The sequence below is a fragment of the Bacillus cereus group sp. BfR-BA-01360 genome, from assembly GCF_022663595.1.
GTDB lineage: Bacteria > Bacillota > Bacilli > Bacillales > Bacillaceae_G > Bacillus_A > Bacillus_A cytotoxicus.
The window spans coordinates 1-25,850 of sequence record NZ_JAKUFV010000015.1 but is presented as its reverse complement, the minus strand read 5'-3'; the positions used below and the strand labels follow the sequence as shown (position 1 = coordinate 25,850).

Genomic DNA, 25,850 nt, shown 5'->3' with positions numbered 1-25,850 from the left:
TTATGATATATATAAAATTTTCAGAAAGAAGGATTCTATATGCCAGTAAGAAGAATTGAACACGTAGGTCTTATGGTTGCAAACTTAGAAACTTCGATTTCCTTTTACAAAGAAGTAGTTGGATTACAACTGCTGAAACGTATGGGACATCCCGATCCCAATCTAAAACTTGCTTTTTTAGGTGCAGAAGAATCAAAAGAAACAATATTAGAACTTATTGAAGGCTATAACGCTTCTCTTCCAACAGAAGGAAAAGTACATCACATTTGCTTTAAAGTAGATTCCTTAGAAGATGAAATTCAAAGGCTAAAACATTTACAAGTAACTTTTTTATTAGGAGAAGAAATTGAAACATTGCCAGACGGAACACGTTACATATTCTTCGCTGGTCCTGATGGAGAATGGATTGAATTTTTTGAGACGGAGCGATAGTAATTAAAAGAAACCAAAAAATCAAGTTTTAGTAATGTTTCGGTTTCACTATTATTATCGTATACTACCCTTTTTCATTTTACTTAATCTTGTCATTGCATCTGAAAACACTTAAAATCATGTACATAAAAAAAGGAAGCATGGAAATTTCCGATGCCTCCTTTTTATCTACTTATACAAAAAGAGAAGTATTCGCATACAAAGCTGGTGAACCACCTGAATGTACGAATAAAATGTTGTCTTCTTTTTTAAACTTCCCTTTTTGAATGAAGTCGATTAGTCCTGCTACTGCTTTACCCTACACACAAGTTTGTCCAAAGTGGTCTAAGATTTATTCACCCATTCTTTGGAATATTGGTATAAAAATAAATCTATCAGCCTCTTTCAAATCAATACACTCTCTACGCTAGAATTAGAGTACTTTTACTATGTTTAATCTAAATACATTACAGAAAAATAAAAAGAACAAAGTAACTTCTGTAAACCCTTTCTTTATAAATTGTTACATGAATAAGTGTTTTTTAATTCGTGTTTGCTCTATTTTTTCCATGTATATAATTAAGAAGATGAACATAATCATTTTCTTGTCCAATATCAAATCGCTTCCCATCGATAATTTTCCCATATACTTTTTGGATAGCAATTAAAGAATGAATTGCATCGGTTAGTTGATACTCACCTCCGACACCAGGCTGCACATTTTGTAACAAAGAAAAAATATCAGGTGTAAAAACATACCTTCCAATAACCGCCATATTAGATGGGGGATTTATTTTTGGTTTTTCAACAATATTTGTAATGTCCATATACCCCTCTTTTATCATATCGCCTTTCACAACCCCATACTTATCTAAAAATTCATTTGGTACTGTGTGGACGCCGATTACACTACTTTTTGTCTCTTTATATATCTTAATTAATTGATTTAAAGCAGTACCTTTATCCGAAATGATAATATCATCTGGCAAAAGTACAGCAAAAGGTTCATTACCAATGAATGCTTCACCTAATTTTATCGCTTCACCAAGGCCTCTCGCGTACGGCTGTCTCGTATATAGTATTTGAATGTCAGGAATCACAAAACTCTTTAATAAATAAGATTTTTGTTCTCTTTCTAAGAAAGCTTCTAACTCTAATGAATGATCAAAGTAATCAACTATTAAATTTTTTCTTTTTGAAACCACAATTAATATTTGCTCAATCCCTGATTTTACAGCCTCTTCTACAATATAATGAATCGCAGGTTTATTCCCTATTGGAAACATTTCTTTCGGGACTACTTTGGTAATTGGAAGACTTCTCGTACCATAACCTGCAGCTGGAATGATTGCTTTTTTAATCACTATCCTCTCTCCTTCTGCATATTTATCATATTATATTCAATATTCCTCTTACCTGCTCATCACAAAATTTAAAAAGGCTTTTACCCCTTACTTTTTCACTTGTACAAATAGGGCCTCCTTATATGTCACCAATTATACTTCTCCATCAATATACTATACTAACGGGTACTCATTTTAGAAAGGTGGACATCATATGAATATATGCATTATAGGATCTGGTTATGTGGGGCTAACATCAGCAGCAGTACTAGCTGATTTAGGACACCATGTTATTTGTGTAGATAAGGATCAAAATAAAATTCGTTCTCTTCAAAAAGGAGAGTGTCCCATTTACGAGCCAGATTTAAAAGAACTTATTCACAAAAATCGTAATCGTTTAAAATACTGTCATGAGATTGATCAAGCTATTAAACTCTCCTCAGTTATTATCATCACCGTAGGAACTCCTTCAACATCAAATGGAAAAACAGATTTAACATATTTCTACTCTGTTATTGATTCGTTAGTTCCGGCTATAACATCATATAAAACAATTATTACGAAAAGTACAGTTCCACCAGGCACAAATCAATATTTATATGAAACACTCATTAAAAAAGGTGTTTCACCATCCCTTTTTAATGTTGTTTCTAATCCTGAGTTCCTTCGCGAAGGCTCTGCTGTACATGACATGTTCTTTCCGGATAGAACAATTATAGGGGTTCAAAAAAATGATAAAAAATCATTTGAGATCATGAAAAAAATATATAAAAATATTCATGCTCCGTTCTTTTGGACTGGTTTAGATGAAGCAGAAATGATTAAATATGCAGCAAATGCTTTTTTAGCTACAAAAATATCTTTTATAAATGAGATTGCTCGAATTTGTGACGTATACCACATTGATGTTGTTGAAGTAGCGAAAGGGATTGGCTATGATTTTCGAATTAATCCTCATTTTCTGCAAGCTGGACTGGGGTATGGTGGATCATGCTTTCCAAAAGACTTGCAATCACTTATCTATACAGCAACTGATAGGCAAGTCACTGTCCCTATTTTACAAGCAGTCCAATCTATTAATTCTACACAAGTAGATCTCTATATTGAAAAAATCAAAAACTGTATAGAACAATCTGCAAAAAAAATAACTATTTTAGGGATTTCCTTTAAGCCACATACGGACGATATTCGCAATTCACTTGCAATAACACTTCTCGAAAAATTAGTGCCTCTTGGCTACGATCTTCACACTTATGATCCAAAAGCCGTTCTTCCTATCCATTTAAATAAGTACGTTACCCAACATGAGCAATTAGAACCCTCTATTATAAACTCTGATTGTGTTGTTATTGCCACGGAATGGGACGAATTTAAATCACTGAATTGGAAACAAGTGAAACAAGCGATGAAAGGAGACCTAATTGTTGATGGACGAAACTGCCTTACTAAAGAGGAAATAGAGAAATCCAGATTACGCTATGTAGGAGTTGGTCGCTCATGAAAATACTTGTTACTGGAGCAGCTGGTTTCATCGGTTCTCATTTATGTGAAGAATTACTAAAAGATAAATCCTATTCCGTAATCGGAATAGATCATTTTATTGGCCCTACTCCGATGCAATTAAAGATCAATAATATCCGTTCTCTCATAACAAACTCACGTTTTGAATTTATACAAGAAAATATTTTAAGTGCAAACTTATCAAAAATTTTAAAAGATGTCAGTGCCGTATATCATTTAGCTGCTATTCCTGGGGTCAGAACAAGTTGGGGGAAAGATTTCCATCCCTACGTTACGAATAATATACTCGCTACGCAACGTTTACTTGAAGCATGTAAAAACAAAGACTTAGATAAATTTATTTATATATCAACATCTTCTGTTTATGGTGAAAAATCTGGTGCAGTTTCTGAAGATTTATTACCGATTCCACTTTCTCCGTATGGTGTGACCAAATTAAGCGGAGAACACTTGTGTCATATTTATCATACAAATTTTCATATACCAACTATTATTTTACGATACTTCACAGTATATGGTCCAAAACAACGTACAGATATGGCATTTCATAGATTTATAAAACAACTAATAGAAAATAAACCTCTTACCATATTTGGTGATGGAACACAAACACGCGATTTCACTTATATCGATGATTGTATAAAAGGAACAGTAGCTACTTTAAAAACAAGAAAAAATATAATTGGTGAAGTAATAAATATTGGTGGAAAAGAGCAAGCATCGATTTTAGATATTATTTCTATGTTAGAAAAAATTGTAGGTCAACGTGCAATACTGAATTTTTCAAAAGGTGTACCCGGCGAGCCGAAACAAACATGGGCAGACATATCTAAAGCACAATCATTACTACAATATTCCCCATCGGTTTCATTATTTCATGGATTAAAAGCAGAATATGAGTATATGAAGCAATTATATTAAGGAGGCTTGTTTATGAAAATCGCATATATATGTACAGAAAAATTACCGTCTCCGGCCGTAAAAGGCGGTGCTATTCAAATGATGATTGATGGTGTTTCCCCTTATATTAGTCAAGAGCATGAACTTACTATCTTCTCTATTTCAGACCCCATTCTGCCAAAACAAGAAACAAAGGGGCGTATCCATTACATCCGATTTCCTCAAGAGGAATATGAACAACAAATTATAAAAATACTCCCGACTAAAAATTTTGATATTATACATGTATTTAATCGCCCTAAAAATATACCACTATATAAACAAGCTTCTCCCAACAGTCGATTTGTACTTGGACTTCATAACGATATGTTTGCAGAACACAAGATGACACTCTCTGAAGGAAATCTTATTATCGAAATGGTTACTGCTATTGTAACTGTTAGTAATTATATTAAACAAACAGTAATCGAAAGATTCCCTCAAGCCGAAGAAAAAATTTCGATTGTCTACTCAGGAGTAGATTTAACACACTCCCCTTCTATCTGGACACCAACTGGACAAGAAATCAGAAATAAATTTCGTAAAAAATATGCTATACAAAATAAGAAAGTCATCTTATTTGTAGGGAGATTAACAAAAAATAAAGGTCCCCATATTCTCATTCAAGCTATGAAAGAAATTATTCAAGCACACCAAGACACTGTTCTAGTCATTGTGGGTGGAAAATGGTTTAGTGATAATAGTGTGAATAAATATATTAGAGATTTACACAAACTTGCCCGCCCTGTTAAAGAACATGTGATTTTCACCAAATTTATTCCTGCAGATCAAATTCATAACATTTTTTTAATGGGAGATATATTTATTTGTAGTTCACAATGGAATGAACCGTTAGCACGTGTTCATTACGAAGCAATGGCAGCTGGCATTCCCATCATTACAACAAATCGTGGCGGAAATGCAGAAGTTATAACAGATGAATATAACGGATTGTTAGTACAACAGTATAATAACCCAGCAGAATTTACTAGGCTGACTAATGCTCTATTATCTCAACAAGAATTCGCGAACTGGATTGCTAAAAATGGCCGTTGCGTTGTTGAAAAAAATTTCACATTTATGCATACAGCTCAAAGACTAAAACAAGTATATAAACAAGCAGCAACTTCTATTAATTTATCTACCACTAAATTCAAATACTCTTTTAAAATTCAAATTATCTAAAATATTATTTTCCTTTAACATCGTAGTATAAAATAAATCCCCCTTCTCAAAGGGGGATTTATTTTAAGCATCGTCTTCTTCATCTTCTTCATCTTCATCTTCTTCATCTTCATCTTCTTCATCTTCGTCTTCTTCATCTTCGTCTTCTTCATCTTCTTCATCTTCGTCTTCTTCATCTTCGTCTTCTTCATCTTCTTCCGTAAAGCTTACTTCTGTTCCATCGATATATTCAATTTCAACTTCTATACCAGAATGTGCTCCAGATTGAATTACTTCAGCTAAAGCTTTTAATACATTCTGTATCTCTTCTTCTGAATTAACAGTAAATTCATTCTCAAAATCTATTTTTATTTTTGCTTTTTTTACCTCTTCCATGTCATTTACTCCTTTTTACAGATTTATATATAATATGTTAAAAATACATAAAAAGATTGATTTATATGCGGACTTTTTGCTATTCTTTTTCCGATTTATTTTTTACTATTTTCGCTATCCACGGACCATTTAATAGTGGCTTTGGTACAATCATTTCAATTTCTTCGTTTCGCTTTTTTAATTCCGTTACTACAGTATTTTGTTTTCCTTCTAGCTTTATAGTATTTTGAATATCCTCTTCGTTTATTGGATTAACGATTTCCTTAGTTATTGAGGGAGATTTCGGATTATTTATTTCTTCAATTACTTCACTAGTAATTTGCGTTGTTTTCGTATTATGTTCTTCTAAATCTAACAAGCTAACTGTCGGAAATTCCACTAACTCTATCTCTTTTATAGACATTATATTTTCTATTACAGATGCTTCATCTAATACAATATTATCTTGTTCTTCTAACGCCTTTTCGTACTCTGAAAGCGCCCAACCCATTGGTCCTGGTGGAGAAAAAGCAAACTTATCTAAATTTAAAATAGGGATTACTATTTCTTCTTGCCTTGGCTTCATTTTATTTCCCCTCCATTTCTACTCTTGATTTCACGATAAATATCAGAAAACTGTTGTAGAAATTCCTCCTTCGAATCTTCAAGCGCAATAACATTTTGTAACGCCCAAATATATTTTTCATCAGACCAAGAGCGTTTTTGTTTTAAATAATATTTATGTGCAATCGAACAAAATAAATGAGGAAAAGATAAATCAGTCCATAATATACGAAATTGCTTTTCTGATAAACTGTTTTCTAAATCATATGCACTCAGCATATGAATCGCTAAATCTATATCCCAAGTTGCCATTTTTTTCATTACTTTATTTAAAATAATTCGCAGATCTCTCACTGGTAAATCATGTGTAATAGAATGTAGTTCTTTCATAAAAATCGCATTATCTATTTCTGTAAATCTCGCTAAAGTGAAATCTTGTTGGCAAAAACTCTTATTTGTAATAATTTCTTTTGTCCATTGGTTATAAAATGGATCATCTATTTCTTGTAAAGCTCGTTTACCACGTGCTAACATTTTATCAACGTACTCTAAAAACATAGTTGAAAACATATCATTAGGAAAAGATTGGGCAATTCTTTTGTTACCTTCTAGCTCTTGTAATTTCCATCTATATAATTTATGCCATTTCCCTAACCGACTCCGTGTTTTACTTTCTATTTGTGGTATATACCCTTCCGATGCTTTATGGAATTTTCCAGCGTATATAAGCACCTTCTCTAATTGCTCTTTATTATAGTAAATAACTTCTTTTCCTTGATATTTATCATATAATACATATGCATACTCCCCCGATCCAATACAAAACCCGCCCCTTTTTGTTTTATGAATTTGCGTAATTGGTAGTCCATTTTGAAGAAGGTGTAAATGTGCTCCAGCAATAAATAACATCCGTTCGGGTTTCATTTGTGCTTGTTTTAATATTTTCACCCCTTCCTCTGTTTCTACTTCCCAAATTGTTCTCCCACTTCTACTTGATTGTAGAGTAATATTATTAATTTCAAATGGATAAAAACCTAGTACCTTATTTAAATGCTCTCGCTCTAATGCAGGTGTTTCTTCCAACATTCTTCATCTCCTCTTAAAAACTATAAAACTCCCTTATACACTTCTAATAAATTCATAGCCACTCGATCCCAACTAAATTCTTTCTCAACTTTTAAACGTCCATATTTCCCCATACGTTCTCTTTTGTTTTCATTACTCAATAGATGAATAATTTTTTCTGCATACGCATCGGGGTTCTCAAAATCATCAACAACATAGCCATTCTTTCCCTCTTCAATTACTTCAGGATTTCCACCTCTATTGCTTGTGATAATTGGTAACCCAGCAGCCATTGCCTCATAATGTACTCTAGCAAGTGGCTCTTGCCACTGGGAAGAACATACAAAAATATCCGACATAGCATAAAGAGTTGGAATATCTTTTGGCTTTACAAATTTAATAAATACTACATTTTTTTTAAACATCGCACCTAATGTATATAAATGTTTCACGTAATTATTTACATTGTTATCTCCAAACCATTTTGAACCGATAAAAACCATTACAATCTCTGGATACTGCTCAATGATTTTCGGAAGAGCTTGCAATAAAATATGAGGACCTTTCACTTTACTCAAACGTCCAACAAACAAAACAATTTTTTTATTTTGCAACTGTAACTCTTTTTGTACATAATGTTTAAGTTCTTTTCCATTCGTTGTCCAGGAGGGATCATATTGATTCACGTCTACACCTGAATATACTGTTTGCGTCTTAGATTTTGCTGTTGAAAAGCGAGAAGTAATCGTTTCTCCTATATAATCGCTGACTGTAACAATCTTTGAAACAATTGAAATGCATACTTCTCCTTCTTTATCACTTATTTTTTCATGTGCAAACATTTCATTGTGCACACTTAATACGAATTTTGTTTGTGGTGCCACTCCATATAACAATGAAACCCAACTAGGACGATTACACAGGTGAATCACATCATATTTTTCTTTTTTCAAATGCTCAATTATATTCGGAAGGTATTCATTTTCTGGGAAACGTATATATCGTACATTTTGCTTTGTTTCCTCAGTTTGTAAATCTGGATCTGCTATTGAAATAACTGTTATATTTTTCCCCTTTGAGGCAATAATGGTTGCGACAGAATCTATATAAATTTGAATAGCTCCACCTCGTACAGCTGGCACCGGTAACTTTTCAGTAGATATTATCGCAATTTTCATCCAAACCCCTCCTTTTTGATAAAAATCCAATTCCCTTCAACATATGTTACGAACTTCGCCTTACGAATGTGAATTATTTAGATAAATTTCGATTTTTATAACCAAAATTAGGAAAAGCATTCCTTTTTTCTACTTAAAGGCAAACGGCTAGCACAAAAGTGGTCATGCACCATAAATTAGTAAGAGAGTATAAAAAGGATGGTGACATATTTGGAGAATTACAATCAGGAAGAGGGGGATACATTATCACCTGAGGAAGAACAAAAGTTAGTAGCGTTAGCTGAAACTATGATTAAACATTGGGATATTGATCCAACTACAATTGAGTTAATACAAGGTGGACAACTTGCACTAGTATGGAAAATTCATACTTCAAATGGAGCATTTTGCTTAAAAAGAATTCACCGCCCTGAAAAAAAAGCTTTATTTTCGATTCATGCTCAAGATTACCTTGCCAAAAAGGGCATGCATGTTCCAAGTATCATTCCAAATAAAAAGAATCAGCTTTATACAAAACACAGTCCATTTCTATTTGTTGTTTACGATTGGATTGAAGGAAGACCATTTGAATTGACAATGAAAGAAGACCTTGAAATGATTATGAAGGGATTAGCAGATTTTCATTTAGCGTCTATCGGCTACAAACCACCACCAGGGGTACCTATCTTTACAAAACTAGGACGTTGGCCAAATCATTATATTAAGAGATTTCAACAGATGGAAATTTGGAAAAATCTATCTGCAACATTAATTGATGATCCTTTTTCACAATTGTACTTGGAAGAAATTACCCCTTTTATTACAGAAGCGAAACACACCTATCAACGATTATTAGAATCTGAATATGGACAATGGACCGAACAATTACAATCAGCCCCGAACTTATGTCATCAAGATTACGGAACTGGAAACTCTTTACTAGCCCCGAACAATCAAATTTGGGTAATCGATTTAGATACAGTTTCTTATGATCTTCCGATTCGTGATTTACGGAAAATGATTATTCCATTATTAGATACAACCGGTGTTTGGAACGAAGATCAATTTCATATTATGATTAACGCGTATGAATCTGTCTCTCCGTTAACAGCCGAGCAAAAAAAAATCATGTTTATAGATATGCTATTTCCATATGAATTATATGATGTAATTCGTGAAAAATACGTTCGAAAAACACCATTACTTGCTGAAGAACTAGCTGGAGCTATGGAGTACGAACGAATCAAATCAAAAGCTTTAAATATATTATTAAAAGACTTCTAATTTTAAGAAATACTCTCCTTTAAATGAAATAGTATGAATAGAAATGTAACATAACTATCTTTCAAAACAAATAGAAGTAACCGTAATACAGTGAGACTTTAATCAGTGGGGGTTTTCTTCATCCCCCACTGATTATGAGCCCTCACCAATCCGGCTGTTACGGGCAGTCCTACTCCTACCTATCTTCCTGGCTATTCTTTGAACTTTGAGGCGGGAGTCTTACTGCCCTAAAATAGCGGGATAAAAATAGAGCAGCGAAGACACCCCTTAACAAAATGAAACTGTACCTCGAATCATAGACATGAAAAAAAGCCTATTATTCAGAGTACAGTTCTATATGATGAGTGAGTCTTCTCTACTCTATTCTAATGAATGTATAAAAAGCCCGCTACGAAGTTTCGGTTCAAACCATGTTGATTTTGGTGGCATCACTTCTCCAGCATCTGCGATTGCTAATAACTCTTCCATTGACGTTGGATATAATGAAAAGGCAACTTTATACGGGCCACTATCTACAAGGTGCTCGAGTTCTTCTAGTCCACGAATACCCCCAACAAAGTCAATGCGTGCATCTGTGCGCGGATCATGAATTTGCAATACTTTACTTAATACATAATCCTGTAAAATCGCGACATCTAGACGTTTCACAACATCTTGAGCGTCAAATATTTCTTCTTTCGCAGTTAACTGATACCATACTCGATTCATATACATGCCAAATGTATGTCGCTTATTTGGTTTCAGTGGCGATGTATGTGCTATTTCTACATAAAAAAATTGGGAAATTTGTTGTAAAAACTGCTCTTCGGTTAAGCCATTTAAATCTTTTACAACACGGTTATAATCCCAGATTGATAATTCCTCATGAGGGAATAACACCGATAAAAAGAAGTTGAACTCTTCATCTCCTGTATAATTGGGATGTTCCTCTCTACGCATGAGCCCTACTTGAACAGCGGATGCCGAGCGATGATGTCCATCCGCAATATATAAAGCAGGGATTTCTTCAAAAGATTGTATCAATGCAGCAATAGTATCGGCTTCTGCGATTTTCCATACTACATGCTCAACCCCATCATCTGCAGTAAATCGGTACACCGGTGCGTGATGTTCTTGCCAATCTACCAGTAATTTTGCGACCGATTCCTTTGCACGATATGTTAAAAAAATCGGTCCCGTGTTTGCATTACATGCATCTACATGACGAATGCGATCTTGTTCTTTATCATGACGAGTTCGTTCATGTTTTTTTATTGTATTATCCATATACTCATCAATGGATGTACAAACAACAAGCCCAGCTTGCCTTCTTCCTTGCATCGTCAACTGATAAATATAAAAACACGGCTCTTCATCTTGCATCAGTATCCCTTCTCGGATTAAACGCTGTAAATTTTCATTTGCCTTTTCATATACACTGTCATCGTATGGGGAAATCGATATTGATAAGTCAATCTCTGCCTTATCAATATGTAAAAACGAATATGGATTTCCCTTTACCACTTCTCTTGCTTCTGTACTATTTAATACATCATATGGTAAAGCTGCAACTTGCGCCGCCTTATTTTGCACCGGACGAATAGCCCGAAATGGTCGAATTGTCGCCATTTTCCTCTCCCCTTTATACAATCATTCGAACGGCTACAACACCTGTAATTCTCCTTATATTCTCAACAATATTTTCCTTCATTCTATCATCCATCCCATTATCAATATCAATCATTGTATATGCCCAAGAGTTTTTACTACGGTTAATCATATCCGCAATGTTAATATGATGCTCCGCTAAGCACCCTGTAATTTGTCCAACCATGTTCGGAACGTTTTGATGCATAATCGTAATCCGTTTTTTTCCAACATACGGAAGTTCTACATTCGGATAGTTAACTGAATTCCGAATATTTCCTGTTTCCAAATAATCTCGCAATTGGCACGCAGCCATAACAGCGCAATTTTCTTCTGATTCATATGTTGAAGCGCCAAGGTGTGGCGTTGCAACTACATTTTTCATCTTTATGACATTCTCATTTGGAAAGTCTGTCATATAATGATTGATCGTTTCTTCTTCTAAAGCCTTTTCTAAGGCCGTCTCATCAACAAGCTCTCCTCTTGAAAAATTGAATAAACGCACACCTTTTTTCATCATACGAACCGCATGTTCTCCAATGATTCCTCGCGTTTGCTCTGTAAGCGGAATATGTAATGTAATATAATCACAAGTCGCAAAAATTTCATCTAAGCTAAACGCTCTTTGCACATGTGTAGATAAACGCCATGCCGTTTCCACTGAAATATAAGGGTCATATCCGACAACATCCATTCCCAAAGATAGCGCATCATTCGCAACAAGTGCACCGATTGCACCAAGACCAATCACTCCTAATCGTTTTCCGGCGATTTCCGATCCAACAAACTGTTTTTTTCCTGCTTCGACAAGCTGAGGAATCTCTTTTCCCTCTAATCCCTTTGTCCAACTAACTCCATTTATAATATTTCGAGAAGACAGAATGAAACTTGCCAGTATCAATTCTTTTACTGCATTCGCATTTGCACCCGGTGTATTAAATACAACAATCCCTTTTTCTGTGCATCGATCTATAGGAATATTATTTACACCCGCTCCGGCTCTTGCAATTGCCTTTAAGTTCTTTGAAAGCTCTTCTTGATGTAAAGAATAACTGCGAAGTAAAATTCCATCAGGATGCTCTATCCTTTGTCCGATGTTATATCGTTCTGCTGCAAAAACTTGTAAACCTTTTTCGGCAATTTGATTCAATGTTTGAATATGAAACATATCCTCATCCCCCTATCTATTCTCTAACTCAAAGGTCTTCATATACGCTACTAATTTTTTCACCCCTTCTATCGGCATTGCATTATAAATACTTGCACGCATACCACCAACAGAACGATGCCCTTTTAATGTTACAAGTCCCATTTCTTTTGCTTTTTGTAAAAATTGTTCATTCAATTTTTCCGATGGTGTTGTAAAAGGAATATTCATAAGGGAACGATATTTCGGATCAACTGGTGAGGTAAATAATTGTGATTCATCCAAAAATTGATACAGAAGTGCTGCTTTCTTTCTATTTTGTTGTTCCATTACAGATACCCCGCCCTGTTCTTTTAACCATTCTAACACGAGCTTTGTCACATAAATACTAAAGGACGGCGGTGTATTATATAAAGAATTATTTTTACTATAAGTTTCATAGTTTAACATAACTGGACAAAAAGCCTTTGCTTTCCCCACTAGCTCCTTTTTCACAATTACAATGGTTAATCCAGCAGGTCCTAGATTTTTTTGTGCTCCTGCATAAATCACTCCGAACTGATTCACATCATATTCTTCCGATAAAATATTAGAAGACATATCAGCGACAAGCGGAATAGTTGCAACTTGTGGTATTTCTGTATACTTTGTTCCTTCAATTGTATTATTCGTTGTAATATGTAGATAGTCTAAGTTTGAAGGAATCATAGAAGCACTTATATAAGGAATTGTCGTAAAATTATCTTCCTCTGAAGAAGCTACAATAACAGCCTCGCCGACTTTTTTCGCCTCTTGCAATGCCTTTTTAGCCCATGTTCCTGTTAATACATATCCAGCTCTTTTATGCTTATTCATTACATTCAGTGGAACCATTGAAAATTGCAAAGATGCTCCCCCTTGTAAAAATAAAACATCATATGAATCTGGAATATACATTAATTCTCGAAGCAGACTACTTGTTTCTTCGATAATCTCTTGAAAATATGAAGATCGGTGACTCATTTCCATTATAGACATCCCTGTCCCATTATAATTTAAAAGCTCCGCTTGCACTTTTTCTAACACTGGCAAAGGGAGCATTGACGGCCCCGCTGAAAAATTATACCCCCGCTCCATCACCTAGATGACCTCCTACTTCCTTACATTCGATATTATTAAAACTTTCTGAATTATAACCCGTATCGAATATTCAGTCAATTCATTTTGCTTAATTATAACTTAAGACGCATTGGAATCGTTTACAGATGCAGAAGATTTTATAAACATGCAAAAAAAGTGTTAGGCTATTCCTTCTACCTAACACTCTAGTTATATAAAAATTGCTAACTATTCGTAAAGAACCGGTCATAAATTTGATAAAGAGCAGAAAGACCAAATAACCAATAAATTGTATCAACAAGGGCTGGCATAGAGCCAAACCAATTCTCAATTACATTATAATCCAAAGCCACACCTAGCCAATTTAAACCGCCTAAAATCACCAAAACCGCTGTAAGGTAAGACAAAAATTTCATTATGATTGCCCCCTAGGTGATAAAATGGTGAAAGGCCTTTCACTAAAATATATGTAAAAAATTACAAAACTTGCTTATTTTTTATTAAATTTATTTTGAGTAAAAACATGTAGGATATTTACTCATAATCGTACTAAAAAGACCATATAGATACGCTGTTAGCCTAAAAAGTAGTCCTCTTTACATCTTGCAAATTTAAAGCTCACCTCTATATTGACAAAGTACAATGAATCATCAAAAGGAGCTGCATCCTCTCGTTTGTAACAATTTATTTTGACATTCAAATTTAGTGATATAAAAAATATAGTTGATATTTCTTTTTGTTGTAACTATAATGATTACAGGTTGGTGAAAATACATAACCACCTTCACATACAACACGAATAGAGAGGTTATAAAATGAATATTAAAAAAGTGATTTTAGCTAGTGCATTAGGACTTACAACACTTGCAGGTGTAAATGTATCAAGTTTAGAAATTCCAAAAGCTAGTGCAGCTTCTGTTGAATTGGATACAATTCAAGGGCAGATTGTCGACGTAGTAGATGGTACAATTTATATTCAGTCTAAAGAATATAATGACCATATGGATTATATGATTCAAATTATACTGGACAACCCGACTCATACATTTAAAGTAGGTGATACAGTAAAAGCAACTGGTACACTATGGAGAAATATGGCTACATATATGAGAGCAAACGCAGTGGAAAAAGTGAACAAAGATGATTCATTCACTCCAGGAATTCATTACGATCAACAAGGCACACCAGCATATATAATTGGTACAATTACAAAACACTATAACTTCCTTTATGATATAAATAAATCACAAGATTTTGTAGTAGTTACATACCCAAACAAGGAAGGAAAACCTTTGACAGTACATGTTTCCTTAACATCGAATAATAAATTTAACGTTGGCGATACAGTAAAAGTAAAAAACATCATGGAATGGTTCAGAAGTGATCAGTTTGAAACGGACGAAGTAAATATGGAAAAAATCAATGAAACGAAAACATCAAATGTACAGGATGACCGCTGGATTTGGTCTTAATTTCAACTCTTTAGAACTATAAAAACCAATAAATCCCGCAACGATTCTTTTTGTTCTTAAAATTGACAAAACATCTCCAAGTCTATAATACTGACACATGATATAATATCATTGCCAGGTCATATGTTCCCTTAACTGAAAAATCTTTGTAAAACCCTGTTCCCTTTACAGGGTTTTTTCTTTCTCCTTACTTATAAAGATCGTTTTCGTCATTCCGAGTGACTATACCTTTAACTTTAATGATTTTGTTACCATGTTTTATATGTATATACTTCATGTATCTCCTCCCCTGCCTCCTCTATGTCATTTTAAAATGATGATATGATTCTTACTACTTCATTTATACAACCTCAAATATTCACATCAGCTTTACGAAATAATATTTGTTTTTTCTAATCCTTTCATTAAGATTTTAGTTTATAATATAGAAAGTGTTACATTTTTGAAGGTGGTTATAAAATATGCAGAAAAGATTTTTACCAATACTATTAGTCTCTTTGAGCTTATCAATAGGCGGATGTAGTATAAGTACAAAAAAAGAAGAGGTAGTAACTGAAAAGCATCAAGAAAAAAAAATCATTCCAAAGTATAATGTTTCTGACAATTACTTCAAAACTGTTATTCCTTTGAATGAACAGATTTTAGGCGGAGAAATCAACCAGGCTACGAATTCCAAGTTAGATGTAACTGCCTTTGAAGAAGGTTTATTTCACATTGCATCGAAACAATTCGATAGAGAAACTCATTATCTACAAAGAGGGGAATTTATTTCTCAAAAAAAGATACATGAATTACTTAAAAAGCAAGAAGTTCCATATGTATCTAACATTATAGAGCATGATTATTTTACAAGAAAAGATGCAGGAGAATTAAGTTTAGCAGGCATCATAATAGGTTTAGCTATGACTGCTGATCATTCAAATGAGGAGGCTATGACCAAAGCAACCGAAATGTCAAATCATGTTTTACAGCTTATTCATAGTAATAAAAATTTCAAAAATGTTCCTATCACATTTGCTGTATTCAAACAAGAACCAACAACATCTATAAAACCAGGTGTGTTTATTTCTAGTACAACCGTACAACAAAATGAAAAAAATATATCACAATGGACTAGTATGCACGAACAAAAGTTTATTTATCCTTCTGATGAGTTTCAAAAAGCACATGATACCGATAAGAAAAAATTAGATGAATTTAAGGATGCCATAAGTGAATTCTATAAAAAAGATTATTATCCTGTTAAAGCTGTTGTAACTTATAATAATGAGAAATTAGATACGCTCACTTTAGATACTGTAATTAAATTTAATGGTAAATCAGAATTACTTGCTTATACACAAGTCGTTTCTGAAAGTATGTTAGAAAAGTTACCTAAAGATGCTAAAATTCAAGTTACAATAAAATCCGAACAACAAGATGAAGCTGTTATAGTGAAAGAAAAAAATAAAGAAAAACCGTTTGTTTATTTTTTTGAAGCTAAAAAATAAGTGGTCATTATTCTACTAATGAACTGTACCCCGAATCATGGACACTTAAAAAAGTCCATGATTCGTTTTTTTTTGTGTATGTTTATAAGCAAACCTCGTTATAATGGATACAACGATATAAGTGCGGTACAAAACATGAGTAAAATGATTTTTCATGATCAACAACGGAAACAACTAGAAAAGAATGAAAATGTGGTAAAAATATCAGAACGTTCGATTCGCTATTGCCCAGATCTTAAAGTATGTATAGTAAAATGAGCGATTTTTTTAAGTACGACTGTTATATAATTGCTGGATGTTTCCCATTTGTTTGTATTTGCCCGTATGTATACACCCCTCGATAAAAGTTCTCTCTATTTAACATGCGTTTCACTTGTACTTTCGTAAACCGCTTCCCTTTCTCTGTACGATAGCCTTCCCTATTCAGTCGTTCTGCCAATTGAGCTAACGACCAGTGCCTACAAAAGCGTCTTAATTCAAATAGTCTGCGTACAATAATTGCTTTATTAGCATCTACTTCTAACACTTTCTGTCCCTTCTTTACTCTATAACCAAACATCACACCGCCCCCCTGCATATCCACCGTGTTCCACTTTCTTCTTTCTGCCTCTACTTAGCTTTCATGCAATCTCAAGACGTTGATATTGATCTAATAGCTCTAACATACCATTTACTAAAAAGTCATTTGGGTCATGCGTGTATATACTATAATTTGGTTGTTCAATTGCCTTCACATCTACTTCATGTTTCTTTAGTTCTCGTTGTATCAATACTTTCGCCATATCCGACAATAGCTCTTGTAGTTCATCACGTTCAACTGTTAATCCCTCTTCATCAACAGTCGCTCCGCTTAATCCTCTATCTTCATACACACGAAGTAGTTCTAAATTATTTTCGTTACAGTAACGTTCAATCTCTTCTACTTGATACGCTAAACTATACCCATCACGTACTTGTCCTTCCGTTGAAACTCGTATGTAACCAACTCCTTTCTTTCCCATCATAAATTCCCTCCCGTTACCGTAATTTGAGTCCCTGTAACGTTTACCCGTTTTTTGCGGATAACGTGTGCATAACGTCCATCCGTTAAAACGTACTTTACGATGACTTCAAAACATAATACAATCCTTTAGTTTTTCCTCTACTATTTTCATACACTGTTCACAGCCATTACAATCTATAAAACAACAATAAAAATTTAACACTTAATGCACTGATAAAATTATAATGCTCTTTTAAATTTCTACGCTAAAACGCAAAAAGCACTTGTTGCCTTTAATTGACAATCAAGTGCTTTAAGTTCATATGTTTTTAAATTGCGTAAATTTGTAAGTTTTGTAGTAACAGTATGACACCTTTTGTACATCATGACAAATACTATATTAAAACTTACGAGTTTGTACGAGTTCGTTAGTTTTATGTACATTCCATGTCTTTATATTCGTCGCACAGTAAAATGTCATCTCGCCTAAGCTCGTACTTCTTTTTCTATTCTATCATTGCACACAGTACTCCATGACGGTACAACCATCATAAGTCTTTACTTTTTAACAGCCTGTTTTAAATTGCAACATCCTGATAACCTACTTCAATTATTTTTTCATTTAATAGACGAAGCCCTAATCCATTTTCTATATCCCATGTACAGTTAAATGTAATTCCAATATCTCGCCCTTCAAAAATATCCGCATATGGAACAACAATTCCATCTAAAGTTATCATTTCTAGTATTTGATCAGGTGTTTCAATTAATGGATAATTTTCATTTAATCCAATATCATAACCTAGTTCATGTCGCTTTTGTTTGTAATAGTCTAATATTGATTGCAATAAACTTGGCTGTAAATCCTCCCAATTCTGCATTAATGCTTGATATGCCATATACTGCTCTTCATCAAACTCTCCATCTTCTTCACCATCTATCATCAAAGATATCTCAGATTCTTTTCCAAAAAAACGAATAATGGTATCCTTAGTCCAACCATACTCATACTCAAGTTCACCAAAAATCGGATCGTTTATAGTCATTTTAAAATCTCCTCTTTTTATTTATTAGCAAACCCTCCAGGTTTAAAAGCTCCTGCGTTTATTTCCCCTACACCACCAAAGTGTCCGAATTCACTATTTATTTTTGTTGGCACGAGTTGCATTGTTTTAACATCATTTAATTCATGCCATGTTAATTTATTTTTTTCTCGATATTTTTTTATATCTCTTGCACTGATTTTACCAGATTCCATCCCAAATTGACTTGCTAATTCAGGTGAACCATTAATCTGGTCAGCTAATTTTTGGTCTGATTGAACAAAATTAGCTCGTCTGGCTTTCCCTCCATAAGTTCCTTTTCCTCCAAGCATATAGTTGATTTCAACTTGTGCCTTTGCTGTTGGTGAAAAGTCAGGAACTGCATTTTTATATTGAATACCCTCAATCCCAACTTCATCTAAAATTTGTTTTAATTGACGGTCTGGTGGTGGCTTAAGTATGCACTTAGATTCACCCCGTATTCCCTCAAATTCAACCTTTGGATTCTCTAATGCAGGTGTCTGATTAAGCCTTGCCTCATAAGAACTAGCAAAATCAGTTTGTCTAAAAGCAGGTGGAACTTCAGCCTCTCTATTACCTGTACCCTTAACTCCCGAACCACCATTCCCCTTCGCAAGTTGATAAGCATCCTCTTTAGCGGTTGCTCGCACTCTTGCAAAGTTTTTTGCTATTTCTCCAACAGTTGCATGTTCTATATGAGGAAATTTTATTCCCATTCCAGTGTCTGCTGACCTGATTCCTACGGGGACCTTCGTTTTTTCCATGTATGTAATGCATTCTTTAACGTCTCATTACCCTTTAACGATTACACCACATTTTTCCACATGTAATTTGAGTACCTGTAACGTTTCCACGTTTTTTGCGAATAACATGTGCATAACGTCCATCCGTTAAAACGTACTTTACGATGACTTCAAAACATAACACAACCTTTTATTTCTCCCCCTACTATCGTCATACCCTATTCCCAGCCATTACAATCTATAAAACAACAATAAAAATTTAACACTTAATACACTTATAAAATTATAATGCTCTTTTAAATTTCTACGCTAAAACGCAAAAAGCACTTGTTGTCTTTAATTGACAATCAAGTGCTTTAAGTTCATATGTTTTTTAGTAGCATAAATTTTGTAGGTCTTCGCTTGATTTTATATTACATCTTTCTATAAAAAACTGCAGTCCAATTATATCTAACACTTGGGCTACACTTCATATCAGACATTTTTTCATATAAATGTTCTTAGTATATTATTTTTGTAACTTTAAACTAGCAATTAACTCATCTAAACTATCCGAAATCTCTTCAAATGAACCTCGTTCAAAATCCTCCAATTCAACCTTACCACTTACATTATCTAAAACAACTATCAAACCGTTCCCCTCTACACCTATTGGAGTCTTATCAACCTTATTATGATTGTTTTTATACCCTTCTAAATTACTTTCGAAGGAATCCAATTCAATATTTGGTAATACAGGTTCTAGCCTAATATAATGATTACCAATAAATCCATCTAAATCAGCAAACCAATAAGAATTAAAATAATCATCAATTGAAGTGTGCAGTTTAATTTCAAATCTTTCCTCAATCTTCGTTAAATCATTCTTATTATTTTTTTCAATAGGTTTCCATGAAATTTCTTCTTCATCATCCATTTCACCCTGATATATAAATGAATCAACTTCTTCGTTATATGGCGTTTTAAATAAAAAATCTAACCCTTTATCAAAATATTCTTTTCTTAAATTAAAATATTTGCTCATAGCATCCTTCATTACCAAAATAATCACCCTTACTTTTCTAAGAATTTTTCTAATAGTTCAGCATATTTTTGGTCATTTCCCCAAACTCCTGCGCTTTTCTCAGCATTATGAATCCCTCCTAAACCTGGATGTAGCTTTGAGGGTACAGCCACAGCTTGACCTCCACCATCAATGTGATGATGTATTAAAGTGTCATTATATAATTCTTTTAAATCATATTGGGGAAAATGTTTTCTAAACGTTGGATTGTTTATAGGTGCGAATCCTAATTCTATTTTTTGTCTATTTGACCTATTAAACGCTTCTGGGTACTTCTCTAACATCTCTTTCCAATAAAAATCTTTATCGCGTAACCAACCCTCTGCATTGGTGTTTTTTTGCCCTTTACCAACATAGGGCATCTCAACAGTTAAGCGAGGATCCGCAGTATATTTAGCCTCTAGCTTACCTAAATCAGCACCACGATATGTTCTAATAGGATCATTAATATCACCTATCTTCTTAACCGTTTCACCCGTACCCTTAACTCCCGAACCACCATTCCCCTTCGCAAGTTGATAAGCATCCTCTTTAGCGGTTGCTCGCACTCTTGCAAAGTTTTTTGCTATTTCTCCAACAGTTGCATGTTCTATATGAGGAATTTTTATTCCCATTCCAGTGTCTGCTGACCTGATTCCTACGGGGACCTTCGTTTTTTTCCATGTATGTAATGCATTCTTTAACGTCTCATTCTCCTTTAACGATTGTACCACATTTTTCCCCATATTTGGATGGAAGTCAGCGATTCCCTCTTTCCATTTTGTGAGTTTTGCCAGGGATCCAAGGTCGAGTGTTCCTTTGAATGCTTTTGTTGCTGAACCGAGTCCTGGGATAAGGTCAAGTGCTCCGAAGAAGCCAGCTTCTACTTGTTCTTCTTTGCTTAGTTTTCGGTGTGTCCCCCAGTCCTCCCCTTCGATGGCACTTTTTACTTGTAGACCACCGTAGACAACTGACGCTGCGATTCCGAGTGGTGGACAGAAGATTGTCGTGACGATGAGTGCTCCGCTGATTGCTACATCACGCCATGCTTCTAATTTTTTCTGTTCGTCTTCTATAGAGGTATACTCGAATCCTCGCATAGATGGGACTAGTTGACGATATTCTTTGTAGTTTAGTTTCGCATCTGGATTTTGCTTTTTGACTTCTTTATACTGCGCGCGAAGTACGTGATCAAAGGCCAGTGAATCTTTGAAAATATCATCTACTGTTATTTTTTCTTTTTTTGTCGTAATGGTTTGCGGGATCCCATACGCATGCTCACTTGATGATACGTCATATCCGACAATAGCTCTTGTAAACCTTCACGTTCAACTGTTAAACCATCTTCATCTACTACCGCTCCGCTGATTCCTTTATCTTCGTATATGTGAAGCAGCTGTAGTTTATTTTCAATGCAGTACCGTTCAATTTCTTCTACTTGATACTTAGGCTGTATCCTTCACGTACTTGTCCTCCTGTTGAAACTCGTACATAGCCAACTACTTTCTCTTCCATATCAAACTCCCTCCCGTTACAGCAATTACAATCCATGTAACGTTTACCCGTTTTTTGCGGATAACATGTGCATAACGTTCATCCGTTAAAGCGTACTTTACGATGACTTCAAAAAATAATACAACCCTTTATTTTTTCCTCTACTATCGTCGTACACTGTAGATAGCCATTACAATCTATAAAACAACAATAAAAATTTAACACTTAATGCACTTATAGAATTATATTGCTCTGTTAAATTTCTACGCTAAAACGCAAAAAAGCACTTGTTTCCTTTAATTGACAATCAAGTGCTTTAAGTTCATATGTTTTTAAATTGCGTAAATTTGTAAGTTTTGTAGTAACAGTATGACACCTTTTGTACATCATGACAAATACTATATTAATCTCTCTTACTTAACTCTTCACTTACTTCTTTTTATTCAGTATCATCATCAAACATTAATTTATCCATTTCTTCCCTATCTCTTGCAACTCCTTCTATCGTCTCAATTAAATTTTTTACCATTTCAAGTGTAATCTCTTCTTCATCTTCGTAAATTTTGATACTTGCTCCCATTAGAAGCAATTCCTCAGCAGACGTCACTAAAAATTTCAATTCTTCTTCATCATAATAATCACATTCAATCACAGGATTTCCCATACTGATATTTTGTTTTATGTCACTTATAGATTTAGATGTTTTTTTTCTTAACAAAGGAATATATTTATTAGCATTCGAGTCATTAAGAACTACTAAATTAATTGTTTCCATATCTATCATTCCTTCCGTAATAATTAAAATTCTATTATTTCCTTAATCGGTTTTCCAGGCAAACTATTTTTATAATTCCTTCCATGCCATCCATAAAAATGTTCTTTATATGTTAAAGGATATATAACTTCTCCTTTATCTGCTAAATGAGGGTATTTTGCAGCACTATATGTTTGATGCCCTTGTAACGTTTGTCCATTAAATTTAGCTCTCTTTTTATTTAAAATATCCTCTATTTGTTCATTAGACCAATTCCTTGTCGGTGTTTCTCCATTTAGAATTCTTATTCTTTCCTGTTTCCAGAATTCTACTACACCCTTATCCCTTCTTCTCGCAAACTTTTTATTCCAAATATAAGATTGATATTCCTCTTTTGTAATAGTTCTATTTTCTATTTTTAATTTTAATTCTTTCATCTTCTTAGCACTAAGTTGCTTATATGAAACTGGATGTTCTCTTAAGTCAAAATCTTTAACCCTTTCGGCTATAACATCCTCTGCCTTTACAGTGTATACTTCACCCGTACCCTATGTTGTAATATTAAAATAAAAAGCACTCATTGCCTTTAGTCGACAATCAAGCGCTTTAAGTTCATGTATTTTTAAATAGCATAAATTTGTAAGTTTTATAGTAACAGTATGACACCTTTTATATATCGTAACAACTACTACGTTAAAACTTACGAGCTTGTACGGTTCATTACTTTCATGTTCATTCCATGTGTTTATATTCGCCGCTCAATAAAATGTCATCTCGCCTAAACTCGTACTTCGTTTTCTATTCTTTCATTGTACACAGTACTCCATGATGGTACAACCATCATGAGGTCTTTACTTTTTAACAGCCTATTTTAAATAGCGACATCTTGATAACCTACTTCATCTACCTTTTCATTTATAAGACGAATTCCTAAACCATTTTCCTCATCCCATGAACAATCAAATGAGACTCCTATATCACGTCCATCGCGAAGGAAATCATATGGAACAGAAATACCTACTAATGTTATATGTTCTATTAATTGATCAACTGTTTCAATTAATGGATAGTCTTCATTAAATGCAACATCATAACCAAGCTCATGCCTTTTTTCTTTATAATAATCTAAAATTGGTTGTAATATGCTATGTTGGATTTTTTCCCAATTATCCATTAATGAATTATATGCCACATATTGCCCTTCATCAAAATCTCCATCTTCTGTACCTCCTACTAATAATGCTATCTCTGTGTCCTTTCCCAAAAACTTTATGGTTCTGTATCCTACCCATTTATATTGGTAATCAAGTTCTCCAAAAACTTTATCATTTATTGTCATTTTAAGATCTCCTTATTATTTATTTGCAAATCCTCCAGGCTCAAAGGCTCCTGCGTTTATCTCACCAACTCCGCCAAGGTGTCCAAATTTGGCGTTTATTTCTGTTGGCACAAGTTGCATAGTAACTCCATCATTTAACTCATGCCATGTTAATTTATTTTTCACTCGATATTTTTCTATGTCTTTTGCTGTAATTCCACCAGATTCCATTCCAAATTGGTGTGCCAATTCTGGTGAATTATTAAGTTGACTTGCCAATCTTTCATTTGCTTGCTCAAAATTATAACCTCTAGCAGCATTTCCTTTAGCCCCTTTTCCACCTAACATATAATCAATCTCAATTTGTGCTTTTGCTACAGGTGAAAAATCAGGAACTCCATTTTTATACTCAATTCCATTAATACCAGCTTCATTTAAGATTTTCTGTAACGTAGGATCTGGTGATGGTTTTAGGATACATAAAGACTCACCTCTATCCCCTTCAAAAACGACCTTTGAATTCGTTTCTGCGGGTGTTTGCTTAAATCTTGATTCATATGCACTAGCAAATTCTTCTTGCTTGAAGGCTGGCGGAATATCAACCTCTCTATTACCCGTACCCTTAACTCCCGAACCACCATTCCCCTTCGATGGCACTTTTTACTTGTAGACCACCGTATACAACTGAAGCTGCGATTCCGAGCGGCGGACAGAAGATTGTCGTGACGATCAGTGCTCCGCTGATTGCTACATCACGCCATGCTTCTAATTTTTTCTGTTCGTCTTCTATAGAAGTATACTCAAATCCTCGCATAGATGGGATTAGTTGACGATATTCTTTGTAGTTTAGTTTCGCATCTGGATTTTGCTTTTTGACTTCTTTATACTGCGCGCGAAGTACGTGATCAAAGGCCAGTGAATCTTTGAAAATGTCATCTACTGTTATTTTTTCTTTTTTGTCGTAATGGTTTGCGGGGCACCATAGGCATGCTCACTTGATGATACGCCATATCCGACAATAGCTCTTGTAAACCTTCACGTTCAACTGTTAATCCATCTTTATCTACTGTCGCTCCGCTGAATTTCTTCTACTTGATACATCCAGCTGTATCCGTCACGTACTTGTTCTTCTGTTGAAACTCGTACATAACCAACTCCTTTCTCTTCCATATTGAATTCCTTCCCGTTACGGCAATTAAAATCCCCGTAACGTTTACCTGTTCGTGTGCATAACCTCCATCCGTTAAAACGTACTTTACGATGACTTCAAAAAGTAACACAACCCTTTATTTTTTCCTCTACTATCGTCGTACACTGTTTTCACAGCCACTACAGTCTATAAAACAACAATAAAAATTTAACACTTAATGCACTTATAAAATTATATTGCTCTGTTAAATTTCTACGCTAAAACGCAAAAAAGCACTTGTTTCCTTTAATTGACAATCAAGTGCTTTCAGTTCATATGTTTTTAAGTAGCATAAATTTGTAAGTTTTATAGTAACAGTATGACACCTTTTATATGTCGTGACAACTGCTATGTTAAAACTTACGAGTTCGTTAGTTTTATGTCCATTCCATGTCTTTGTATTCGTCGCACAGTAAAATCTCATCTCGCCTAAGCTCGTATTTCGTTTTCTATTCTAGAATTACACATAATACTCTATGATGTTACAACCATCATGGAGTATCTATTTTCAAACAACCTATTATTTTTTCTATCCACTTCACATAAACTTTGTTTTTCATTGATTTATATATGTGTTAATGTGTTTCGTTATCATATTCGCTTGTAAA

Annotated in this window: 25 protein-coding genes and 6 pseudogenes; 7 read left to right on the top strand and 24 right to left on the bottom strand. The window is 34.1% G+C overall.

The genetic code is table 11. The features are described from left to right. Positions 1-39 precede the first annotated feature (39 nt). The gene (locus MR056_RS14345; RefSeq protein ID WP_012094531.1) at positions 40-432 is read left to right on the top strand and encodes a VOC family protein; all 393 of its coding nucleotides are present in this window, start codon (positions 40-42) and stop codon (positions 430-432) included. A gap of 172 nt (positions 433-604) precedes the next feature. Here the strand turns inward: MR056_RS14345 and MR056_RS14340 are convergent. Both MR056_RS14340 and MR056_RS14335 read right to left on the bottom strand, forming a co-directional pair. After that, positions 605-730: pseudogene (locus tag MR056_RS14340) on the bottom strand (D-cysteine desulfhydrase); the annotation flags it as partial. A 223-nt stretch (positions 731-953) separates the two neighbouring features. Then, positions 954-1,775, bottom strand: coding sequence for a UTP--glucose-1-phosphate uridylyltransferase (locus tag MR056_RS14335; protein WP_087098818.1), 822 nt, complete (start codon positions 1,773-1,775; stop codon positions 954-956). 193 nt (positions 1,776-1,968) lie between these two features. On the opposite strand from MR056_RS14335, the gene MR056_RS14330 reads away from it, so the two are divergent. From MR056_RS14330 to MR056_RS14320, 3 genes are read left to right on the top strand one after another with little or no spacing between them, the layout of a single operon-like run. Then, positions 1,969-3,255 carry a UDP-glucose dehydrogenase family protein gene (locus MR056_RS14330; protein ID WP_012094533.1) on the top strand — a complete coding sequence of 429 codons (1,287 nt, stop codon included), beginning with the start codon at positions 1,969-1,971 and terminating at the stop codon, positions 3,253-3,255. After that, entirely contained in the window at positions 3,252-4,196 is a 945-nt protein-coding gene (locus MR056_RS14325; protein WP_087095043.1) for an NAD-dependent epimerase/dehydratase family protein, read from the top strand. Before MR056_RS14330 ends, MR056_RS14325 begins: the two co-directional genes overlap by 4 nt. Before the next feature lie 12 nt (positions 4,197-4,208). Continuing rightward, the gene (locus tag MR056_RS14320) at positions 4,209-5,399 is read left to right on the top strand and encodes a glycosyltransferase family 4 protein (protein ID WP_087095044.1); all 1,191 of its coding nucleotides are present in this window, start codon (positions 4,209-4,211) and stop codon (positions 5,397-5,399) included. A 63-nt stretch (positions 5,400-5,462) separates the two neighbouring features. On the opposite strand, the gene MR056_RS14315 is transcribed toward MR056_RS14320, so the two are convergent. The 4 genes from MR056_RS14315 to MR056_RS14300 all read right to left on the bottom strand — a co-directional run bounded on the left by MR056_RS14315 (position 5,463) and on the right by MR056_RS14300 (position 8,560). After that, positions 5,463-5,774, bottom strand: a complete 312-nt coding sequence (locus tag MR056_RS14315) for a hypothetical protein (protein ID WP_087098820.1) — start codon at positions 5,772-5,774, stop codon at positions 5,463-5,465. Between the two features lie 79 nt (positions 5,775-5,853). Beyond that, positions 5,854-6,339 (bottom strand): hypothetical protein, encoded by a 486-nt coding sequence (locus MR056_RS14310; protein WP_012094537.1) that lies wholly within the window; start codon positions 6,337-6,339, stop codon positions 5,854-5,856. Next, entirely contained in the window at positions 6,336-7,400 is a 1,065-nt protein-coding gene (gene cotS, locus MR056_RS14305; RefSeq protein WP_087095066.1) for a spore coat putative kinase CotS, read from the bottom strand. The genes MR056_RS14310 and cotS overlap by 4 nt, the downstream gene beginning before the upstream one ends. Before the next feature lie 23 nt (positions 7,401-7,423). Then, positions 7,424-8,560, bottom strand: coding sequence for a glycosyltransferase family 4 protein (locus MR056_RS14300; RefSeq protein ID WP_087098822.1), 1,137 nt, complete (start codon positions 8,558-8,560; stop codon positions 7,424-7,426). A gap of 198 nt (positions 8,561-8,758) precedes the next feature. Here MR056_RS14300 and MR056_RS14295 point away from each other — a divergent pair, with 198 nt between their 5' ends. Continuing rightward, positions 8,759-9,823, top strand: coding sequence for a CotS family spore coat protein (locus MR056_RS14295; protein ID WP_087098825.1), 1,065 nt, complete (start codon positions 8,759-8,761; stop codon positions 9,821-9,823). Positions 9,824-10,183: 360 nt separating this feature from the next. Here MR056_RS14295 and MR056_RS14290 read toward each other — a convergent pair whose 3' ends face one another. The 4 genes from MR056_RS14290 to MR056_RS14275 all read right to left on the bottom strand — a co-directional run bounded on the left by MR056_RS14290 (position 10,184) and on the right by MR056_RS14275 (position 14,110). Further along, positions 10,184-11,431: a DUF1015 domain-containing protein gene (locus tag MR056_RS14290; RefSeq protein WP_087095045.1), complete on the bottom strand. Its 1,248-nt coding sequence runs from the start codon at positions 11,429-11,431 to the stop codon at positions 10,184-10,186. A gap of 13 nt (positions 11,432-11,444) precedes the next feature. Beyond that, positions 11,445-12,617, bottom strand: a complete 1,173-nt coding sequence (locus tag MR056_RS14285) for a phosphoglycerate dehydrogenase (RefSeq protein ID WP_012094542.1) — start codon at positions 12,615-12,617, stop codon at positions 11,445-11,447. A gap of 12 nt (positions 12,618-12,629) precedes the next feature. Next, positions 12,630-13,712, bottom strand: coding sequence for a 3-phosphoserine/phosphohydroxythreonine transaminase (gene serC / locus MR056_RS14280; RefSeq protein ID WP_012094543.1), 1,083 nt, complete (start codon positions 13,710-13,712; stop codon positions 12,630-12,632). Between the two features lie 206 nt (positions 13,713-13,918). Beyond that, complete coding sequence (locus MR056_RS14275; RefSeq protein WP_012094544.1) at positions 13,919-14,110, bottom strand: DUF378 domain-containing protein; 192 nt, start codon at positions 14,108-14,110, stop codon at positions 13,919-13,921. A gap of 399 nt (positions 14,111-14,509) precedes the next feature. Between MR056_RS14275 and MR056_RS14270 the strand changes: the two genes are divergently transcribed. Both MR056_RS14270 and MR056_RS14265 read left to right on the top strand, forming a co-directional pair. Further along, on the top strand, positions 14,510-15,166 hold the full coding sequence (locus MR056_RS14270; protein ID WP_012094545.1) for a F0F1 ATP synthase subunit alpha: 657 nt from the start codon (positions 14,510-14,512) through the stop codon (positions 15,164-15,166). Positions 15,167-15,627: 461 nt separating this feature from the next. After that, positions 15,628-16,656: a CamS family sex pheromone protein gene (locus MR056_RS14265; protein ID WP_048724393.1), complete on the top strand. Its 1,029-nt coding sequence runs from the start codon at positions 15,628-15,630 to the stop codon at positions 16,654-16,656. A 280-nt stretch (positions 16,657-16,936) separates the two neighbouring features. Here the strand turns inward: MR056_RS14265 and MR056_RS14260 are convergent. The 14 genes and pseudogenes from MR056_RS14260 to MR056_RS14200 form a co-directional block, all read right to left on the bottom strand. Next, positions 16,937-17,657, bottom strand: a pseudogene (locus tag MR056_RS14260) (recombinase family protein). 559 nt (positions 17,658-18,216) lie between these two features. After that, entirely contained in the window at positions 18,217-18,684 is a 468-nt protein-coding gene (locus MR056_RS14255) for a DUF6985 domain-containing protein (RefSeq protein WP_000154329.1), read from the bottom strand. A 17-nt stretch (positions 18,685-18,701) separates the two neighbouring features. Further along, positions 18,702-19,466, bottom strand: coding sequence for an HNH endonuclease (locus tag MR056_RS14250; RefSeq protein ID WP_242136571.1), 765 nt, complete (start codon positions 19,464-19,466; stop codon positions 18,702-18,704). Between the two features lie 34 nt (positions 19,467-19,500). After that, positions 19,501-19,629 carry a hypothetical protein gene (locus tag MR056_RS22285; protein WP_087098830.1) on the bottom strand — a complete coding sequence of 43 codons (129 nt, stop codon included), beginning with the start codon at positions 19,627-19,629 and terminating at the stop codon, positions 19,501-19,503. Positions 19,630-19,953: 324 nt separating this feature from the next. Continuing rightward, the gene (locus MR056_RS14245; RefSeq protein ID WP_002101116.1) at positions 19,954-20,469 is read right to left on the bottom strand and encodes a SecY-interacting protein Syd; all 516 of its coding nucleotides are present in this window, start codon (positions 20,467-20,469) and stop codon (positions 19,954-19,956) included. A gap of 29 nt (positions 20,470-20,498) precedes the next feature. Next, positions 20,499-21,758 (bottom strand): annotated as a pseudogene (locus MR056_RS14240) (hypothetical protein); the annotation flags it as partial. A 5-nt stretch (positions 21,759-21,763) separates the two neighbouring features. Next, positions 21,764-22,002, bottom strand: a pseudogene (locus MR056_RS14235) (recombinase family protein); the annotation flags it as partial. A gap of 418 nt (positions 22,003-22,420) precedes the next feature. Continuing rightward, positions 22,421-22,756, bottom strand: coding sequence for a hypothetical protein (locus tag MR056_RS14230; protein ID WP_048724396.1), 336 nt, complete (start codon positions 22,754-22,756; stop codon positions 22,421-22,423). Between the two features lie 23 nt (positions 22,757-22,779). Then, the gene (locus MR056_RS14225) at positions 22,780-23,172 is read right to left on the bottom strand and encodes a hypothetical protein (protein ID WP_087098838.1); all 393 of its coding nucleotides are present in this window, start codon (positions 23,170-23,172) and stop codon (positions 22,780-22,782) included. 111 nt (positions 23,173-23,283) lie between these two features. Then, positions 23,284-23,484, bottom strand: a complete 201-nt coding sequence (locus MR056_RS22445; RefSeq protein WP_087098862.1) for a hypothetical protein — start codon at positions 23,482-23,484, stop codon at positions 23,284-23,286. Between the two features lie 122 nt (positions 23,485-23,606). Continuing rightward, positions 23,607-24,074, bottom strand: a complete 468-nt coding sequence (locus MR056_RS14215; RefSeq protein ID WP_044792549.1) for a DUF6985 domain-containing protein — start codon at positions 24,072-24,074, stop codon at positions 23,607-23,609. A gap of 15 nt (positions 24,075-24,089) precedes the next feature. Continuing rightward, positions 24,090-24,710, bottom strand: a complete 621-nt coding sequence (locus MR056_RS14210) for an HNH endonuclease (protein ID WP_242136570.1) — start codon at positions 24,708-24,710, stop codon at positions 24,090-24,092. Next, positions 24,688-25,011 (bottom strand): annotated as a pseudogene (locus tag MR056_RS22440) (hypothetical protein); the annotation flags it as partial. The pseudogene MR056_RS22440 and the gene MR056_RS14210, both read right to left, overlap by 23 nt. Before the next feature lie 19 nt (positions 25,012-25,030). After that, positions 25,031-25,223, bottom strand: a pseudogene (locus MR056_RS14200) (recombinase family protein); the annotation flags it as partial. Positions 25,224-25,850: the final 627 nt, after the last annotated feature.

Bases quoted from the DNA above. Each gene is read 5' to 3' on its own strand.
- MR056_RS14225 (WP_087098838.1), bottom strand. From the start codon at position 23,172: ATGAAAGAATTAAAATTAAAAATAGAAAATAGAACTATTACAAAAGAG.
- MR056_RS14320 (WP_087095044.1), top strand. From the start codon at position 4,209: ATGAAAATCGCATATATATGTACAGAAAAATTACCGTCTCCGGCCGTA.
- MR056_RS14245 (WP_002101116.1), bottom strand. From the start codon at position 20,469: ATGAGCAAATATTTTAATTTAAGAAAAGAATATTTTGATAAAGGGTTA.
- serC (WP_012094543.1), bottom strand. From the start codon at position 13,712: ATGGAGCGGGGGTATAATTTTTCAGCGGGGCCGTCAATGCTCCCTTTG.
- MR056_RS14275 (WP_012094544.1), bottom strand. From the start codon at position 14,110: ATGAAATTTTTGTCTTACCTTACAGCGGTTTTGGTGATTTTAGGCGGT.
- MR056_RS14295 (WP_087098825.1), top strand. From the start codon at position 8,759: ATGGTGACATATTTGGAGAATTACAATCAGGAAGAGGGGGATACATTA.
- MR056_RS14330 (WP_012094533.1), top strand. From the start codon at position 1,969: ATGAATATATGCATTATAGGATCTGGTTATGTGGGGCTAACATCAGCA.
- MR056_RS14265 (WP_048724393.1), top strand. From the start codon at position 15,628: ATGCAGAAAAGATTTTTACCAATACTATTAGTCTCTTTGAGCTTATCA.
- MR056_RS14300 (WP_087098822.1), bottom strand. From the start codon at position 8,560: ATGAAAATTGCGATAATATCTACTGAAAAGTTACCGGTGCCAGCTGTA.
- MR056_RS14325 (WP_087095043.1), top strand. From the start codon at position 3,252: ATGAAAATACTTGTTACTGGAGCAGCTGGTTTCATCGGTTCTCATTTA.
- MR056_RS14285 (WP_012094542.1), bottom strand. From the start codon at position 12,617: ATGTTTCATATTCAAACATTGAATCAAATTGCCGAAAAAGGTTTACAA.
- MR056_RS14310 (WP_012094537.1), bottom strand. From the start codon at position 6,339: ATGAAGCCAAGGCAAGAAGAAATAGTAATCCCTATTTTAAATTTAGAT.
- MR056_RS14230 (WP_048724396.1), bottom strand. From the start codon at position 22,756: ATGGAAACAATTAATTTAGTAGTTCTTAATGACTCGAATGCTAATAAA.
- MR056_RS14255 (WP_000154329.1), bottom strand. From the start codon at position 18,684: ATGACTATAAACGATCCGATTTTTGGTGAACTTGAGTATGAGTATGGT.
- MR056_RS14250 (WP_242136571.1), bottom strand. From the start codon at position 19,466: ATGGAAAAAACGAAGGTCCCCGTAGGAATCAGGTCAGCAGACACTGGA.
- MR056_RS14315 (WP_087098820.1), bottom strand. From the start codon at position 5,774: ATGGAAGAGGTAAAAAAAGCAAAAATAAAAATAGATTTTGAGAATGAA.
- MR056_RS14290 (WP_087095045.1), bottom strand. From the start codon at position 11,431: ATGGCGACAATTCGACCATTTCGGGCTATTCGTCCGGTGCAAAATAAG.
- MR056_RS14270 (WP_012094545.1), top strand. From the start codon at position 14,510: ATGAATATTAAAAAAGTGATTTTAGCTAGTGCATTAGGACTTACAACA.
- MR056_RS14215 (WP_044792549.1), bottom strand. From the start codon at position 24,074: ATGACAATAAATGATAAAGTTTTTGGAGAACTTGATTACCAATATAAA.
- MR056_RS14345 (WP_012094531.1), top strand. From the start codon at position 40: ATGCCAGTAAGAAGAATTGAACACGTAGGTCTTATGGTTGCAAACTTA.